At 70.7% G+C, this 14,840-nt stretch carries 13 protein-coding genes; 11 read left to right on the forward strand and 2 right to left on the reverse strand.

All coding sequences use genetic code 11. From position 1 onward, the window contains the following. The first annotated feature begins 185 nt into the window (after positions 1 to 185). The 3 genes from ACFUPX_RS32845 to ACFUPX_RS32855 are packed head-to-tail and all read left to right on the forward strand — an operon-like array spanning position 186 to position 3,898. Positions 186 to 998 (forward strand): SAM-dependent methyltransferase, encoded by an 813-nt coding sequence (locus tag ACFUPX_RS32845; RefSeq protein WP_383331032.1) that lies wholly within the window; start codon positions 186 to 188, stop codon positions 996 to 998. Then, the gene (locus ACFUPX_RS32850; protein WP_383331035.1) at positions 995 to 3,130 is read left to right on the forward strand and encodes a putative bifunctional diguanylate cyclase/phosphodiesterase; all 2,136 of its coding nucleotides are present in this window, start codon (positions 995 to 997) and stop codon (positions 3,128 to 3,130) included. Before ACFUPX_RS32845 ends, ACFUPX_RS32850 begins: the two co-directional genes overlap by 4 nt. Before the next feature lie 9 nt (positions 3,131 to 3,139). Beyond that, complete coding sequence (locus ACFUPX_RS32855) at positions 3,140 to 3,898, forward strand: VOC family protein (protein WP_383331038.1); 759 nt, start codon at positions 3,140 to 3,142, stop codon at positions 3,896 to 3,898. Between the two features lie 149 nt (positions 3,899 to 4,047). Here ACFUPX_RS32855 and ACFUPX_RS32860 read toward each other — a convergent pair whose 3' ends face one another. Beyond that, positions 4,048 to 4,926: a LysR family transcriptional regulator gene (locus ACFUPX_RS32860; protein WP_383331041.1), complete on the reverse strand. Its 879-nt coding sequence runs from the start codon at positions 4,924 to 4,926 to the stop codon at positions 4,048 to 4,050. Between the two features lie 135 nt (positions 4,927 to 5,061). Here ACFUPX_RS32860 and ACFUPX_RS32865 point away from each other — a divergent pair, with 135 nt between their 5' ends. The 4 genes from ACFUPX_RS32865 (at position 5,062) to ACFUPX_RS32880 (ending at position 10,026) form a co-directional block, all read left to right on the forward strand. Beyond that, positions 5,062 to 5,733 carry a succinate dehydrogenase gene (locus tag ACFUPX_RS32865; protein WP_383331073.1) on the forward strand — a complete coding sequence of 224 codons (672 nt, stop codon included), beginning with the start codon at positions 5,062 to 5,064 and terminating at the stop codon, positions 5,731 to 5,733. Further along, positions 5,734 to 7,683 carry a fumarate reductase/succinate dehydrogenase flavoprotein subunit gene (locus tag ACFUPX_RS32870; protein ID WP_383331044.1) on the forward strand — a complete coding sequence of 650 codons (1,950 nt, stop codon included), beginning with the start codon at positions 5,734 to 5,736 and terminating at the stop codon, positions 7,681 to 7,683. Further along, a complete protein-coding gene (locus ACFUPX_RS32875; protein WP_383331046.1) occupies positions 7,680 to 8,426 on the forward strand; it encodes a succinate dehydrogenase/fumarate reductase iron-sulfur subunit in 747 nt (248 codons plus the stop codon). Before ACFUPX_RS32870 ends, ACFUPX_RS32875 begins: the two co-directional genes overlap by 4 nt. 88 nt (positions 8,427 to 8,514) lie before the next feature. Continuing rightward, complete coding sequence (locus tag ACFUPX_RS32880; protein WP_383331049.1) at positions 8,515 to 10,026, forward strand: acyl-CoA synthetase; 1,512 nt, start codon at positions 8,515 to 8,517, stop codon at positions 10,024 to 10,026. Between the two features lie 25 nt (positions 10,027 to 10,051). Here the strand turns inward: ACFUPX_RS32880 and ACFUPX_RS32885 are convergent, their stop codons facing one another. Further along, positions 10,052 to 10,951: a LysR substrate-binding domain-containing protein gene (locus tag ACFUPX_RS32885; RefSeq protein WP_383331052.1), complete on the reverse strand. Its 900-nt coding sequence runs from the start codon at positions 10,949 to 10,951 to the stop codon at positions 10,052 to 10,054. A gap of 166 nt (positions 10,952 to 11,117) precedes the next feature. Between ACFUPX_RS32885 and ACFUPX_RS32890 the strand changes: the two genes are divergently transcribed. From ACFUPX_RS32890 to ACFUPX_RS32905, 4 genes are all read left to right on the forward strand, one after another. Then, positions 11,118 to 12,128, forward strand: coding sequence for an aldo/keto reductase (locus ACFUPX_RS32890; protein ID WP_383331055.1), 1,011 nt, complete (start codon positions 11,118 to 11,120; stop codon positions 12,126 to 12,128). Positions 12,129 to 12,174: 46 nt separating this feature from the next. Then, a complete protein-coding gene (locus tag ACFUPX_RS32895) occupies positions 12,175 to 12,591 on the forward strand; it encodes an SRPBCC family protein (RefSeq protein ID WP_383331058.1) in 417 nt (138 codons plus the stop codon). A gap of 149 nt (positions 12,592 to 12,740) precedes the next feature. Further along, on the forward strand, positions 12,741 to 13,535 hold the full coding sequence (locus ACFUPX_RS32900; protein ID WP_383331061.1) for an SDR family NAD(P)-dependent oxidoreductase: 795 nt from the start codon (positions 12,741 to 12,743) through the stop codon (positions 13,533 to 13,535). Between the two features lie 12 nt (positions 13,536 to 13,547). After that, the coding region (locus ACFUPX_RS32905) for an FGGY-family carbohydrate kinase (RefSeq protein WP_383331064.1) at positions 13,548 to 14,840 on the forward strand (1,293 nt) is incomplete at its 3' end.

Below are 14,840 nucleotides of genomic sequence, written 5' to 3' on the forward strand. Positions count from 1 at the left end.
CACCGGTCCGTTCCTTCCCCTCCGGGGGAAAGGAACGGACCGGTTTTTTGGGTTGATATTCGGCACTTGCCACAGGCAGTGACCGAGAACGGACGGCCAATTTCCGTTTTGACTCGCTCCCTTGGCGGACGATCAGTAGCCTCACTTCGAACACCGGCCCGCCTCGCCTACGACTTGGAGTCCTGATGGAGCGTCCCGCCTGGGCCCCGCAGGGCATCGACATCACGATGCCCAGTGTGTCCCGCATCTACGACTACTACCTGGGCGGTTCGCACAACTTCGAGGTCGACCGGGACGCAGCCCGCCGGGCCATGGAGTTCATGCCGGGGCTGCCCAAGATCATGCAGGCGAATCGTGCCTTCATGCGCCGAGCGGTGCGATTCGCCGTGGAGGAGGGCATCACCCAGTTCCTCGACATCGGTTCGGGCATCCCCACCTTCGGCAACGTCCACGAGATCGCACAGCAGGAACACCCGGATGCCCGCGTGGTGTACGTCGACCACGACGCGGTGGCCGTCGCGCACGGGCGGGCCGTGCTCGAAGGTGACGAGAGGGCGACGGCCGTCGCGGGGGATCTGCGCAAACCACGGGACATTCTGGGCAGTTCGGAGGTCAACGGACTGCTCGACCTGGACCGCCCGGTGGCTCTTCTTCTCGTGGCCGTCCTGCATTTCGTGGAGGACGCGTACGATCCCTACACAGCGGTCGCCGAACTGCGGGACGCCCTGGCGCCCGGCAGCGTGATCGCCCTCACGCACGCCTCGTACGAAGGGATGCCGATCCCCGCCGAGCAGGCCGGTCAGGTCGTCGGCGTCTACAAGGACATCCGCAATCCACTGATCATGCGCTCGCGCGAAGAGATCGCGCGGTTCTTCGAGGGATACGACATGGTGGAACCCGGCCTCGTGCCGATGCCGCGCTGGCGGCCCGACACCGCGCCCGAGGAGGAGGATCCGTATACCTTCTCCGGGTTCGCCGGCGTGGGGCGCAGGGCATGAGCGGGGAACCGGACGGGCCCGAGGGCAGAGTGCGCAGGTTCGCCACCATCTGGAGCCGCGCCATCTTCCCGGTGACGGCGACGTCGCTGACCCGTCCCGAGTTCGAGCTGCAACTGGTGCCGCTGGCCCGGAGGTTGCGTGCCGCGCTGCACGAGCGGATGCTCGAGGCGGCCGAGGGGCAGGCGATCGGCGCCGCGCTCGTGGGCACGCACTGCACCGACCCCGAGGCGTTGAGCCGCACGCTCGACTGCGTGGACGCCTACCTGGTCCTGTACTGCGGCGACGACGGCCCCCAGGAGGAGCTGCGGGCCCGGTCCGCGCGCCTGCAGCACGCCGTGGCCGCGGGCTTCGCGGCCGCCCTGCGGGAGCGGACCCGCGCCGAGCAGGAGGCGATATCCCACGCCGCCCTGGACGCCCGCAGCGCCGTCGCCGAAGCCCTGCACGCGAGCGAGGCGCGCTTCCGTGCCGTCTTCCACGGCGCGGCGATCGGCATCGGCATCGCCGACCTCACGGGCACGGTCCTGGAGGTGAACGAGGCGCTGATCCGCATGTTCGGCGGCCTGGACAACCAGTTGCGCGGACGCAACGTCGCGGAGTGGACGCACCCCGACGACTCACCCCATGTGTGGAAGCTCTACCAGGAGTTGGTGCGCGGGGAGCGCGAGCACTACCGCGTGGAGAAGGCCTTCTACCGGCCCGACGGCACCGTCCTGTGGACCAATCTGACCGTCTCGCTGCTGCGTGACGCGGACGGGGTGCCGCAGTACCAACTGGCGTTGATGGAGGACACCACCGAGCGCCGGCTGCTCAATCTGCGCCTTCGCTACGAGGCCACGCACGACGCCCTCACCGGCCTGCCGAACCGCACGCTGTTCTTCGAGCGCCTGGAGAAGGCCCTCGCGGCGGGCGACGGGGCGCGGTTCGGGCTCTGCTACCTCGACCTCGACGGCTTCAAGACCGTCAACGACAGCCTCGGGCACGCGGCGGGCGACCGGCTCCTCGTCGAGGTCGCCGACCGGCTCCAGTCCTGCGCCACCGCGCCCGGCGAGATGGTCGCGCGGCTCGGCGGCGACGAGTTCGTGGCGCTGACCACCGGCCGCGAGACCGAGGCCGAGGTGGACGACCTCGCCGGACGCATCATGCACGCGCTCTCCACGCCGATCCGCGTCGAGGGCCGTGAACTGACCGTGCGCGGCAGCATCGGCATCGTCGAGGGCCCGGCGGGGGAGCGCAACGCGGCGGAGGTGCTGCGCAGCGCGGACATCACGATGTACCGCGCGAAGTCCGCGGGCGGCAACCGCTTCGAGCTCGCCGACCCCGAGGCCGACGCCCGCGCCATCACCCGGCACGGCCTGACCACCGCGCTGCCCGCCGCCCTGGAGCGCGGCGAGTTCTTCATCGAGTACCAGCCGCTGGTGCACCTCGGCGACGGCAGTGTGCGCGGTGCGGAGGCGCTGGTGCGGTGGCTGCACCCGCAGCACGGCATCATCGGCCCGGACCGGTTCATCCCGCTCGCCGAGCACACCGGTCTGATCGTGCCGCTCGGCCGCTGGGTCCTCGAGGAATCGGTCCGCCAGGCCCGTACCTGGGAGGCGCGGCACAAGGACGCCGGGCCGCTGCGCGTGAACGTGAACCTCTCGCCCATGCAGCTGACCCACCCCGGCCTGGTCTCGGACACGGTGGAGATCCTGGAGCGCGCCGGGCTGGAACCGGGCGCCCTGTGCCTGGAGGTGACCGAGTCCGCGCTGATCGGCGCGGACGACGACCTGCTGAAGCCGCTGCGGCGGCTCGCCGAGATGGGCGTGGACATAGCGCTCGACGACTTCGGCACGGGCTACTCGAACCTCGCCAACCTGCGCCGCCTGCCGGTGAGCATCCTCAAGCTGGACCGCTCCTTCACGCAGGGCATGCAGCACTTCCCGGCCGACCCCGTCGACCTGAAGATCGTCGAGGGGATCGTCGCGCTCGCCCACAGCCTGGACCTCGCGGTCACCGTCGAGGGCGTCGAGACGGGCGCGCAGGCGGATCAGCTGCGAGAGTTGGGCTGCGACACGGCGCAGGGCTGGTACTACGCACGGCCGGGCCCGCCGGACCAGCTGCACGAGCTGGCGCTCGCCGACGCGACGAGCTGAGGAGCACGGATGTCCTCCGGAGAGATCCAGTGGGTGTACGCCTTCGTGGACCGGCCCAAGGACCGGTTCGCGCAGGCCCACGCCTTCTGGGCGGCGGTCACCGGGACGCGGCTCTCCGCGTTCCGTGGCGAGGACGACCAGTTCGTGACGCTGCTGCCGGACGGCTCCGACGCCTTCGTGAAGGCGCAGGCGGTCGATGGACCCGGCGGCGCGCACCTCGACTTCGCCGTGGCCGACGTCGTCGCCAAGGCGCGCGAGGCCCGCGCGCTCGGGGCCACCCCGGTCTTCGCGGAGGAGGGCCTGGAGGTCCTGCGCTCTCCGGGCGGGCAGCTGTTCTGCGTGGTGGCGTGGGAGGGCGAGAAGCTCCGTCCCGGGCCGCTCGTCGCTCCGGACGGGACCACCAGCCGCCTCGACCAGGTGTGCCTGGACGTGCCGCCTGCGGTGTTCGACGCGGAGAAGGCGTTCTGGCCGGCGTTCACGGGGTGGTCCGACCGCCCGGGTTCACGGCCGGAGTTCCACCTCGTCGAGCCGGCCGACCGGCTGCCGGTCCGGATCCTGCTCCAGCGCCTCGACACGGCCGGGCCCGCCGGGGCCCATCTGGACTTCTCCTGCTCCGACCTCGAAGCGGACCGCATCCGGCATGGAGGTTTCGGCGCCGAGACGGTGTGGCGGGGGCCGCACTGGATCGTGATGCGGGATCCTGCGGGCGGCACGTACTGCCTGACGATCAGGGACCCTGAAACCGGGGGCTTGCCCGCGGCCCCGTAAGGGGCGCGCGGAACTGCGCGCTCAGCCCTCACCGGCTCGCGGAACTGCGCGCTCAGCCCTCACCGGCTCGCGGAACTGCGCGCTCAGCCCCCACCGGCGCGGGGAACTATGCGCTCAGCCCCCACCGGCCCGCGGGCGCCACATGACCCTCACCGCTCCAGCAGCATCCGCTGAAGCTCCCGCGCGGCCCGTGGCGGAGCCACGTCGCTCCGGTGGGCGAGGGCGATCGTGCGGTGCAGGGAAGGCCGGGCGAGGGGCGTCATCCGCAGGCCGCGCCCCGCCCGCTCGGCCACCATGCGCGGCACGACCGCGACCCCCAGCCCGGCCCGCACGAAGCCGAGCACCGCGTCCATCTCGCCGCCCTCGACCGCGAACTCCGGCTCGAACCCCTCGGCCCGGCAGGCGGCCACCGTCAGTTCCCGCAGGTCATAGCCGTGCCGGAACATCACAAGGCGCTCGCGCTCGAGGTCGGCCACCCGTACCGCCTTGCCGCCGAACTTCCGGGCGTCCGGCGCCGACACCACGACCAGGTCCTCACGGAGCAGCTCGACGGTGGTCAGCGCGGGCGACGGGCTGGGCAGCGGCAGCACGACGATGGCCAGATCCAGGGCGCCGCGCGCCAGCTCCCGTACGAGGTCGTGGGAGCCGCCTTCTTCGAGGAGCAGCTGGATGCCGGGGTGCCGGTCGTGGAAGGCGCGGAGCACATCGGGCAGCAGGCCGGTGCAGACGCTGGGCGTCGCTCCCAGGCGGATCCGGCCGCGCCGCAGCTGGGCCAGCTCCTGGACCTCGATGCGGGCGGTGTCGGCGTCCGCGAGGATCCGCCGGGCGAGCGGGAGCAGTGCCTCGCCCGCGTCGGTCAGCGCGATGTTGCCCCGGGCCCTGCTGAACAGTTCGGCGCCCAGCTCCTTCTCCAGGGCGCGGACCTGCTGGGAGAGTGAGGGCTGCGAGACGTGCACCTGCTCGGCGGCCCGGGTGAAATGCCTGGTCTCGGCCACGGCGACGAAGTAGAGGAGCTGCTGGAACTGCATACAGGGCAGGGTACGGCCGATGATAGCCATACGCTATCGAGATGAGCTGATCCATCTCTTGGACCGATCGGGACCTTCGGCCTTAGCGTCGGTCCCATGGCTCTGGCAACGCGGACGGACCGAAAACGGTCGTCGATGGCGCGCACGATCTGGGACTCGTCCGTCGGCAAGAAGACAGTGATGGCCGTGAGCGGCCTGATCATGCTGCTCTACCTGATCGCCCACATGATCGGAAACCTGAAGATCTTCTTCGGGCCGGAGGAGCTCAATCACTACGCCCACTGGCTGCGCACGGTCGGCGAGCCCTTCATGCACTACGAGTGGACGCTCTGGCTGATCCGTGTCGTCCTCGTGGCCGCCGTGATCGCGCACGCCACCTCCGCCTACCAGCTGAGCCGCCGCGACATCAAGGCACGCCCCACCAAGTACGTGCACAAGAAGGCGGGGTCGAGCTTCGCCACGCGCACGATGCGCTGGGGCGGGATCATCCTCGCCCTGTTCATCGTCTGGCACATCCTCGACCTGACGACCGGCACCGTGCACCCGGGCGGCTACGAGCACCTGCACCCGTACCAGAACATCATCGACACGTTCTCCACGTGGTACGGCAACGTCATCTACATCGTCGCCGTCGTCGCCCTCGGCTTCCACGTCCGCCACGGGCTCTGGAGCGCCGCGCAGACGCTCGGCGCGGGCAAGGCGACCCGTGACCGCGCCCTCAAGACCATCGCCAACGGCCTCGCGCTGGTCCTGACGGCGGGCTTCGTCGTCGTACCCATCGCCGTCATGACTGGAGTGGTGAGCTAGATGAACTCCTATGCCGAGTACGAGGTCGGCGAGCCCGTCGTGGACGGCAAGGCCCCGGCCGGTCCCGTCACCGAGCGCTGGGACACCCGCCGCTTCGAGGCCAAGCTGGTCAACCCCGCCAACCGCCGCAAGCACACCGTGATCGTCGTCGGCACCGGCCTCGCGGGCGGTTCCGCGGGCGCCACACTGGCCGAACAGGGCTACCACGTCGTGCAGTTCTGCTATCAGGACTCGCCGCGCCGTGCGCACTCGATCGCCGCGCAGGGTGGCATCAACGCCGCGAAGAACTACCGCAACGACGGCGACTCCGTGCACCGCCTCTTCTACGACACGGTCAAGGGCGGCGACTTCCGGGCCCGCGAGTCCAACGTCCACCGCCTCGCGCAGATCTCGGTGGAGATCATCGACCAGTGTGTCGCCCAGGGCGTGCCCTTCGCGCGCGAGTACGGCGGCCTGCTCGACACCCGCTCCTTCGGCGGGGTGCAGGTCTCGCGGACGTTCTACGCCCGCGGCCAGACGGGCCAGCAGCTGCTGCTCGGCGCCTATCAGGCGCTCTCGCGGCAGATCGCCGCGGGCAACGTGGAGATGCACCCGCGCACCGAGATGCTGGACGTCATCGTGGTGGACGGGCGGGCCCGCGGCATCGTGGCCCGCGATCTGATCACCGGCAAGATCGAGACGTACTTCGCCGACGCGGTGGTCCTGGCCTCCGGCGGCTACGGCAACGTCTTCTACCTGTCGACGAACGCCATGAACTCCAATGCCACGGCGGTGTGGCGGGCCCACCGGCGCGGCGCCTACTTCGCCAACCCCTGCTTCACGCAGATCCACCCGACGTGCATTCCGCGTACCGGCGACCACCAGTCCAAGCTGACGCTGATGAGTGAGTCGCTGCGCAACGACGGCCGGATCTGGGTCCCCAAGGCGCACGGCGACGACCGGCCCGCGAACGAGATCCCCGAGGAGGAGCGCGACTACTACCTGGAGCGCATCTACCCCGCCTTCGGCAACCTGGTGCCCCGCGACATCGCCTCGCGCGCGGCCAAGAACGTATGCGACGAGGGCCGTGGGGTGGGCCCCGGCGGGCAGGGTGTCTACCTGGACTTCGCCGACGCGATCGCGCGGATGGGCCAGAAGGCGGTGGAGGCCAAGTACGGCAACCTCTTCGACATGTACGCGCGGATCACCGACGAGGATCCCTATCGCACCCCGATGCGGATCTACCCCGCCGTGCACTACACGATGGGCGGTCTCTGGGTCGACTACGACCTCCAGACCACCGTCCCCGGCCTGTTCGCGATCGGCGAGGCCAACTTCTCCGACCACGGTGCGAACCGGCTCGGCGCCTCCGCCCTGATGCAGGGCCTGGCGGACGGCTACTTCGTGCTGCCCTCCACGATCAACGACTACCTCGCGCGCCATCCGCACCACGACGAGGTCTCCGACGAACACCCCGTCGTACGGGAGGTGTTGGACGAGACAGCGGAGCGGATCACCAAGCTGCTCGCGGTGGACGGCGACCGGACCCCGGACTCCTTCCACCGCGAACTGGGCGAGGTGATGTGGGAGTTCTGCGGCATGGCCCGCACCGAGACCGGTCTGCGCAAGGCCCTGGAGCGCATCCCGCAGATCCGCGAGGAGTTCTGGCGCCGGATCAAGGTGCCCGGCACGGGGGAGGAGTTCAACCAGTCCCTGGAGAAGGCGAACCGCATCGTCGACTACCTGGAGCTGGCCGAGCTGATGTGCCTCGACGCCCTGCACCGCGCCGAGTCCTGCGGCGGGCACTTCCGCGAGGAGTCCCAGACCCCCGAGGGCGAGGCGGCCCGCCGCGACGAGGAGTTCTCCTACGCGGCCGCCTGGGAGTTCACCGCCACCGGCGACGCCCCCGTCCTGCACAAGGAAGACCTCGTCTTCGAGTACGTCCACCCCACTCAGCGGAGCTACGCATGAAGCTCACCCTGCGCGTCTGGCGCCAGCAGAACACCGACGCCCCCGGCGCCATGTCCACCTACGAGGTCGACAAGATCTCCCAGGACATGTCCTTCCTGGAGATGCTGGACACCCTCAACGAGGAGCTCATCCTCAAGGGAGAGGACCCCGTCGCCTTCGACCACGACTGCCGCGAGGGCATCTGCGGCGCCTGCTCGCTGGTCATCAACGGCGACGCACACGGCCCCGAGCGCACCACCACCTGCCAGCTGCACATGCGGTCCTTCCAGGACGGCGACACGATCGACGTCGAGCCGTGGCGCGCCGCCGCCTTCCCGGTCGTCAAGGACCTGGTCGTGGACCGCTCGTCCTTCGACCGGATCATCCAGTCCGGCGGCTACATCAGCGCCCCCACCGGCGCGGCCCCCGAGGCGCACGCGGCCCCGGTGCCCAAGCCGGACGCGGACTTCGCCTTCGAGCACGCGGAGTGCATCGGCTGCGGGGCATGCGTGGCGGCCTGTCCCAACGGCTCGGCGATGCTGTTCACCTCGGCCAAGGTCAACCACCTGGGCGTGCTGCCGCAGGGCGCACCCGAGCGCGAGACGCGAGTGCTCGACATGGTCGCGCAGATGGACGAGGAAGGCTTCGGCGGCTGCACGCTCACCGGCGCCTGCGCCACTGCCTGTCCCAAGGGCATCCCGCTGCCTTCCATCTCGGCGATGAACAAGGAGTGGTTGCGGGCCACGAGGAAGGTGAGCCGCTAGGCGCCGGGCGGGGGCGTCGTGATCCGCGGGCCGTTCGTGGCTGATCGCGCCGTTCCCCGCGCCCCTTCGGGGCACTACCGTCGCCCGCATGCATCCGGGAGCGTACGACCCCGCCAGGACGGCCGTCGTCACCGCCGACGGCACCAAGACCCTCACCTACGGACAGCTCGAAGAACGCTCCCTGCGGCTCGCGGATCATCTGCGGGCCGCGGGCTTGCGTCGGGGCGACCACTTCGCCCTGCTCGGCGACAACGACCCGCGCGCCCTGGAGGTCTACTGGGCGGCGCTGCGTTCCGGTCTCTATCTCACGGCCGTCAATCACCATCTCTCGCCGGACGAGGCCGCCTACATCGTCCGTGACTGCGGGGCGAAGGCGCTCATCGTCTCCGGCTCGCTCACCGAACTGGGCGCCGCGGTCATGGAGTTGGCGGGCGGCCCGCCTATCCGACTCGGCCTCGACGACGGAACGTACGAGAAGGCCCTGGAGGCCGCGTCGCCCGCGCCACCCGCCCACCAGCCGCGCGGCATCGACATGCTCTACTCCTCGGGCACCACGGGCCGTCCCAAGGGCATCAAGCCCGCGCTGCCCGAGGGTGACGTGCGCGAGGAGCCGAGCGCCTACGTACTGATCTTCCAGGCCATGTACGGCTTCGGTGAGGACACCGTCTACCTCTCGCCCGCTCCGATCTACCACGCGGCGCCCCTGCGCTTCTGCGGAGTCGTCACGGCGCTCGGCGGCACGGTCGTCCTCATGGACGCCTTCGACGCGGAAGGCGCCCTCGCGGCCGTCGAACGCCACCGCGTCACGCACAGCCAGTGGGTGCCGACCATGTTCGTACGGATGCTGAAGCTGCCCGCCGAGGTGCGCGAACGCTACGACCTGTCCTCGATGACGACCGCCATTCACGCGGCGGCGCCCTGCGCCGTCGAGGTCAAGCAGCGGATGCTGGAGTGGTGGGGGCCCATCCTCTACGAGTACTACTCCTCGACCGAGGGCAACGGCATCACGTTCATCTCGCCCGAGGAATGGCTGCGCAAGCCCGGCTCCGTGGGCAAGGACGGGTTCCTCGGGGAGCTGCGGATCTGCGACGAGGCGGGCGGGCTGCTGCCGAGCGGCGAGACCGGCACCGTCTACTTCGAGCGCGAGGAGGTCTCCTTCCGCTACCACAACGACGACACCCGCACCCGCGAGGGCCGGCACCCCGAGCACCCGAACTGGACCACCACCGGGGACATCGGGCACGTGGACGACGACGGCTATCTCTTCCTCACCGACCGCAAGGCATTCATGATCATCTCGGGTGGTGTGAACGTCTACCCGCAGGAGGCCGAGGACTGCCTCGTGCTGCATCCGGCGGTCGCGGACGTCGCGGTGATCGGGGTGCCGGACGCGGAGATGGGCGAGGCGGTCAAGGCGGTGGTGCAGCCGGCCGACGGGGTGGCCGCCGGGCCCGAACTGGAGCGTGAGCTGGTCGAGTTCGTGCGACGGCGCATCGCCCACTACAAGGCGCCGCGCTCCGTGGACTTCGCGGATTCACTGCCCCGCACACCCACCGGAAAGCTGGCCAAGTCCTCGCTGCGCAGGTCGTACTGGCGGTGAGCGGGCCGGTGCCGGACGGCGCTCGTCAGTCGATCTCGCCGCCCGCCAGGACCGTCTCGCGGAAGGACGCCACCACGGGCCGCAGATCGATGCCGTGCCAGGCCGCCCACAGGTGAACGGAGGCCTTGTGCCAGGGCAGTTCGCGTACGGCGACTCCGTCCGTGGTGCCCCGCACCATGCTCTTCTGGATGAGCGCGAGGCCCAGGCCCGAGGCGACGAGCCCGAGCGCGGTGAGCGGTTCCGCCGCGTCCAGGCGGATGTCCGGGGTGAAGCCGGACGCGACGCACGAGGCGAGGAAGGTGTCACGCCAGGCCGGGTCCTGGGAGTTCTCCACCGCGATCCACGCCTGGCCGTCCAGGTCGCCCGGCGTCAACTCGGCCTGGGCGGCGAGCGGATGGGCCGCCGGGAGCGCAAGCAGCAGCGGGTCCTCCAGAAGGGGCGCCGCCAGAAGATCCGGATCGTCCTTCGCCGGCGGTTCCTGGACGAGCGCGATGTCGAGGCTGCGCTGGCGCAGGCCCTCGAACTGCTCCGCCGTGGAGAGGCTGTAGAGGGCGACGTGGATCCCGGGGCGCTCCTCCTGGAGGGTGCGCAGCGCGCCCGGCAGGACGCCGGTGTGCATGGCGTCGCCCACGTACCCGATGCACAGGCCGCCCTCCTCGCCGCGGCCGAGCCTGCGCCCGAGGTTCTCCAGCCGGTCCGCGTGCCGCAGCAGGGCGCGGGCCTCGCTCAGGAAGACCTTGCCGTCGGGGGTGAGGCGGATGCGCTGCTGGCTGCGCTCGAACATGACCAGGCCGAGCTGTTTCTCCAGCTGGGCGATCTGGCGGCTGAGCGGCGACTGGGAGATGTGCAGCGCCTCCGCGGCCCTGCCGACGTGTTCCGTCTCGGCGACGGCCACGAAATAGCGGAGTTGTCGCAGGTCAAGCATGTAAGACCTCGAAGGACTCAAGTGTGTCCAAGCGAGTCTTGGACAGTCTCAAGCATCGATCCTAACCTCGAACTCGTCAGTCCGACGGATCACCCGATCACCACGCGAACTGCCAGAAACGCCAGAAACGCCAGAACCGCTGGAAATCCACCATCGCGAGGACCCCATGAGCATCAAGTCCCTACTCCCCGGAGCGCTCGGCTTCGGCACCGCCCCGCTCGGCAACATGTTCCGTGCCATCCCCGACGAGGAGGCCGCGGCCACCGTCGAGGCCGCCTGGGACCAGGGCATCCGCTACTTCGACACCGCCCCCTTCTACGGGGCGGGCCTCTCCGAGATCCGGCTCGGCGACGTCCTGGCGGGCCACCCCCGCGACGACTACGTCCTGAGCACGAAGGTCGGCCGCGTCATCCTCGACGAGGTCGAGGACCCCGCCGCACGCGACCTCGGCGAGAAGGGCGGCCTCTTCGAGCACGGCCGCCCGAACAAGATGGTCAACGACTACACGGCCGACGCCACCCTGCGCTCCATCGAGGACAGCCTGAAGAGGCTCAGGACGGACCGGCTCGACGTCGTGTGGGTGCACGATGTCGCGCAGGACTTCTACGGCGACGAATGGCTTGCCGCCTATGAGACGGCCCGTACGGGCGCCTTCCGCACCCTGGACCGGCTGCGCGACGAGGGTGTCATCAAGGCCTGGGGCCTGGGCGTCAACCGTGTGGAGCCGCTCGAACTCACCCTCGACCTGGACGAGCCGAAGCCCGACGCGTTCCTCCTCGCGGGCCGCTACACCCTCCTCGACCACGACCGCGCCCTCCAGCGCCTGCTGCCCGCCGCCGAGGCCCAGGGCGTCGACATCGTCGTGGGCGGTCCCTACAGCTCCGGCATCCTCGCGGGCGGCCAGCACTTCGAGTACCAGAAGGCGCCCGCGGAGATCATCGCCAAGGTCGAGCGCATCAAGGCGCTCGCCGAGCGGCACGGAGTCGGCATCAAGGCCGCCGCCCTGCAGTTCTCCCTCGCCCACCCGGCGACGGTGGCGGCGATCCCCGGAGCCACCAAGCCGAGCCGCATCGCCGAGGACGTCGCCGCGCTCGGCGAGAAGGTCCCGGCCGCATTCTGGAGCGACCTGCGCGCGGAGCGGCTCATCGCCGCCGACGCGCCGGTGCCCACCGCCTGACCGCCGACCGCCCCCGCCCCTCACCCGTACCCCTCAAGGAGAAACCGTGGCCTCCACCTCCGCGTCCATCGAGATCCCCGTACCGGCCGACCGCGTCTGGCAGCTCATCGGCGGCTTCGACTCGCTGCCCGACTGGCTTCCGTACATCCCCTCCAGCGAATCCAGCGAGGGCGGCCGCGTGCGCAGCCTGACGAGTGAGGACGGCGGCGTCATCGTCGAGCGCCTCCTGACGTTCGACGACAGGGCGCGCACCTACAGCTACTCGATCCTCAAGGCTCCCTTCCCCGCCACCGACTACGTGGCCACGCTCTCGGTCCACGAGGTGCCCGGACAGGACGCCTCCCGCGTGGAGTGGTCGGGCGTCTTCACGCCGGTGGGCGTCGGCGACGACGAGGTCGTCGCCCTGTTCCACGGCATCTTCAGCGACGGCCTCGCCGCCCTGAAGCAGACGCTCGCCGCCTGAGCGGCCGAGCCGGCCGAGCCGACCGACCCGGCTAGGCCGGCCGAACCCGCCGATCCCCTCGGAATGATCTACTGGACACCGGGGGACAAGGCGGGGCCCACGCACACGCACGGGCCCATCCAGTCGCACCACAGCAGGAGGTACGCAGCATGCTCGTCGATCTCTCCGGCAAGACCGCCCTCGTCACCGGATCGACCCAGGGAATCGGGTCGGCCATCGCGGTCGGCCTGGCCAAGGCGGGTGCCCGGGTGGCCGTCAACGGACGGTCCGCGGCCTCCGTCGACAAGGCCGTCGACCGGCTGAAGGGGGAGCACGGCGCAGCCGAATTCCTCCGGGCCCCCGGTGACATCTCCACCGACGAAGGCGCCGCGCAGGTCTTCGAGGCCGTCCCCCAGGTGGACATCCTCATCAACAACCTCGGCATCTTCGGCGCGGAGCCCGCCCTCGGCATCAGCGACGACGAATGGCGCCGCTACTTCGAGGTCAACGTACTGACCGCCGTCCGCATGATCCGGCACTATCTGCCCGGGATGAAGGACCGCTCCTGGGGGCGGATCCAGAACATCGCCAGCGACTCGGCGATCGTCGTCCCCGCCGAGATGATCCACTACGGCATGTCGAAGACCGCGCTCCTCGCCGTCTCCCGAGGCTTCGCGAAGGAGGCCGCCGGGTCGGGCGTGACCGTCAACTCCGTGATCGCGGGCCCCACGCACACCGGCGGCGTGGAGGACTTCGTGTACGAGCTGGTCGACTCCGCGCTGCCCTGGGACGAGGCGCAGCGGGAGTTCATGGTCAAGCACCGCCCGCAGTCCCTGATCCAGCGGCTCATCGAGCCCGAGGAGATCGCGCACATGGTGGTCTACCTCAGCTCACCGCTGGCCTCCGCCACGACGGGCGGCGCGATCCGGGTCGACGGCGGTTACGTGGACTCGATCGTCCCGTAGCATCCCCTAGCCATGACCTCCGCCACCGCGCCCCGCACCGCGCCCCGCACCGGTCTCCTGCTCGGCGTCGACATCGGGACGTCCTCCTCCAAGGGCGTCCTCGTCCGCCCCGACGGCACGCTCGTCGCCCAGGCGCAGCGCGAGCACCCGACGTCCACGCCGCGTCCCGGCTGGTTCGAGCACGACGCGCAGACCGTGTGGTGGGCCGATTTCCGGTCGCTGGCGCGGGAGCTGGTCGCCGGGATGCCCGCGGGCGAGGCCCTCGCCGCGGTCGGCGTCAGCGGCATCGGCCCCTGCCTGCTCCCCGTCGACGAGAAGGACACGCCGGTCCGCCCGGCCATCCTGTACGGCGTCGACACCCGGGCGGGGGCCGAGATCGCCGAACAGAACGAGCGCTACGGCCCCGACGAGATCATCCGCCGCTGCGGATCGCCCCTGACCAGCCAGGCGATCGGCCCGAAGCTGGCATGGCTGCGCCGCCACGAACCGGCGGCCTACGGCTCCACCCGCCGCTGGTACATGGCCAGTTCGTACCTCGTGCACCGACTCACCGGCCGGTACGTCCTCGACCACCACTCCGCGAGCCAGTGCACTCCGCTGTACGACCTGGCCGCGCGGGCCTGGCTCGACGACCGCTGCGAGGAGATCGCCCCGGGCCTCCAATGGCCCGAACTGGTCTGGCCCTTTGACGTCGTCGGGGCGGTGACGCCCGAAGCCGAGGCGCTGACCGGCCTCCCCGCGGGTACCCCCGTCGTCGCGGGGACGGTCGACGCCTGGGCCGAGGCGGCCGGTGTCGGTGTGGCCGCTCCCGGTGACCTGATGCTCATGTACGGGACGACGATGTTCCTGGTCGGCATCCTTCCCGAGCCGCTGACCAGCCCGCAGCTGTGGGGCACGGCAGGCGCGTTCCCCGGCACGTACTGCCTGGCCGCCGGGATGGCGACGTCGGGCGCGGTCACCGGCTGGCTGCGTGACCTCACCGGAGCATCGTACGAGCAACTGACGGTGGAGGCAGGGGAGTTGCCGCCCGGCGCCGAGGGGCTGCTGATGCTGCCGTACTTCGCGGGGGAGCGCACCCCGCTCTTCGACCCCGACGCCCGGGGCCTGGTCCACGGCCTGACGCTGCGGCACGGCCGCGGGCACCTCTACCGGGCCGCCCTGGAGGCCACCGCGTACGGCGTCCGGCACAATCTCGCCGCCATGACCGAGGCGGGGGGGGGCCCCCCCCCCCCCGGGGCGGGGGGGGGGGGGGGGCCCGCGCCGGGGGGCCCCCGCCAGGGCGGCGCGGAGAGGCCGGGCCCCGCG

The sequence above is a fragment of the Streptomyces sp. NPDC057302 genome (assembly GCF_042667685.1).
Lineage (GTDB): Bacteria > Actinomycetota > Actinomycetes > Streptomycetales > Streptomycetaceae > Streptomyces.

Excerpts from the sequence above, each read along its gene's own strand:
- ACFUPX_RS32845 (WP_383331032.1), top strand. The coding sequence starts at position 186 with ATGGAGCGTCCCGCCTGGGCCCCGCAGGGCATCGACATCACGATGCCC.
- ACFUPX_RS32900 (WP_383331061.1), top strand. The coding sequence starts at position 12,741 with ATGCTCGTCGATCTCTCCGGCAAGACCGCCCTCGTCACCGGATCGACC.
- ACFUPX_RS32855 (WP_383331038.1), top strand. The coding sequence starts at position 3,140 with ATGTCCTCCGGAGAGATCCAGTGGGTGTACGCCTTCGTGGACCGGCCC.
- ACFUPX_RS32885 (WP_383331052.1), bottom strand. The coding sequence starts at position 10,951 with ATGCTTGACCTGCGACAACTCCGCTATTTCGTGGCCGTCGCCGAGACG.
- ACFUPX_RS32850 (WP_383331035.1), top strand. The coding sequence starts at position 995 with ATGAGCGGGGAACCGGACGGGCCCGAGGGCAGAGTGCGCAGGTTCGCC.
- ACFUPX_RS32865 (WP_383331073.1), top strand. The coding sequence starts at position 5,062 with ATGGCGCGCACGATCTGGGACTCGTCCGTCGGCAAGAAGACAGTGATG.
- ACFUPX_RS32880 (WP_383331049.1), top strand. The coding sequence starts at position 8,515 with ATGCATCCGGGAGCGTACGACCCCGCCAGGACGGCCGTCGTCACCGCC.
- ACFUPX_RS32890 (WP_383331055.1), top strand. The coding sequence starts at position 11,118 with ATGAGCATCAAGTCCCTACTCCCCGGAGCGCTCGGCTTCGGCACCGCC.
- ACFUPX_RS32860 (WP_383331041.1), bottom strand. The coding sequence starts at position 4,926 with ATGCAGTTCCAGCAGCTCCTCTACTTCGTCGCCGTGGCCGAGACCAGG.
- ACFUPX_RS32875 (WP_383331046.1), top strand. The coding sequence starts at position 7,680 with ATGAAGCTCACCCTGCGCGTCTGGCGCCAGCAGAACACCGACGCCCCC.
- ACFUPX_RS32870 (WP_383331044.1), top strand. The coding sequence starts at position 5,734 with ATGAACTCCTATGCCGAGTACGAGGTCGGCGAGCCCGTCGTGGACGGC.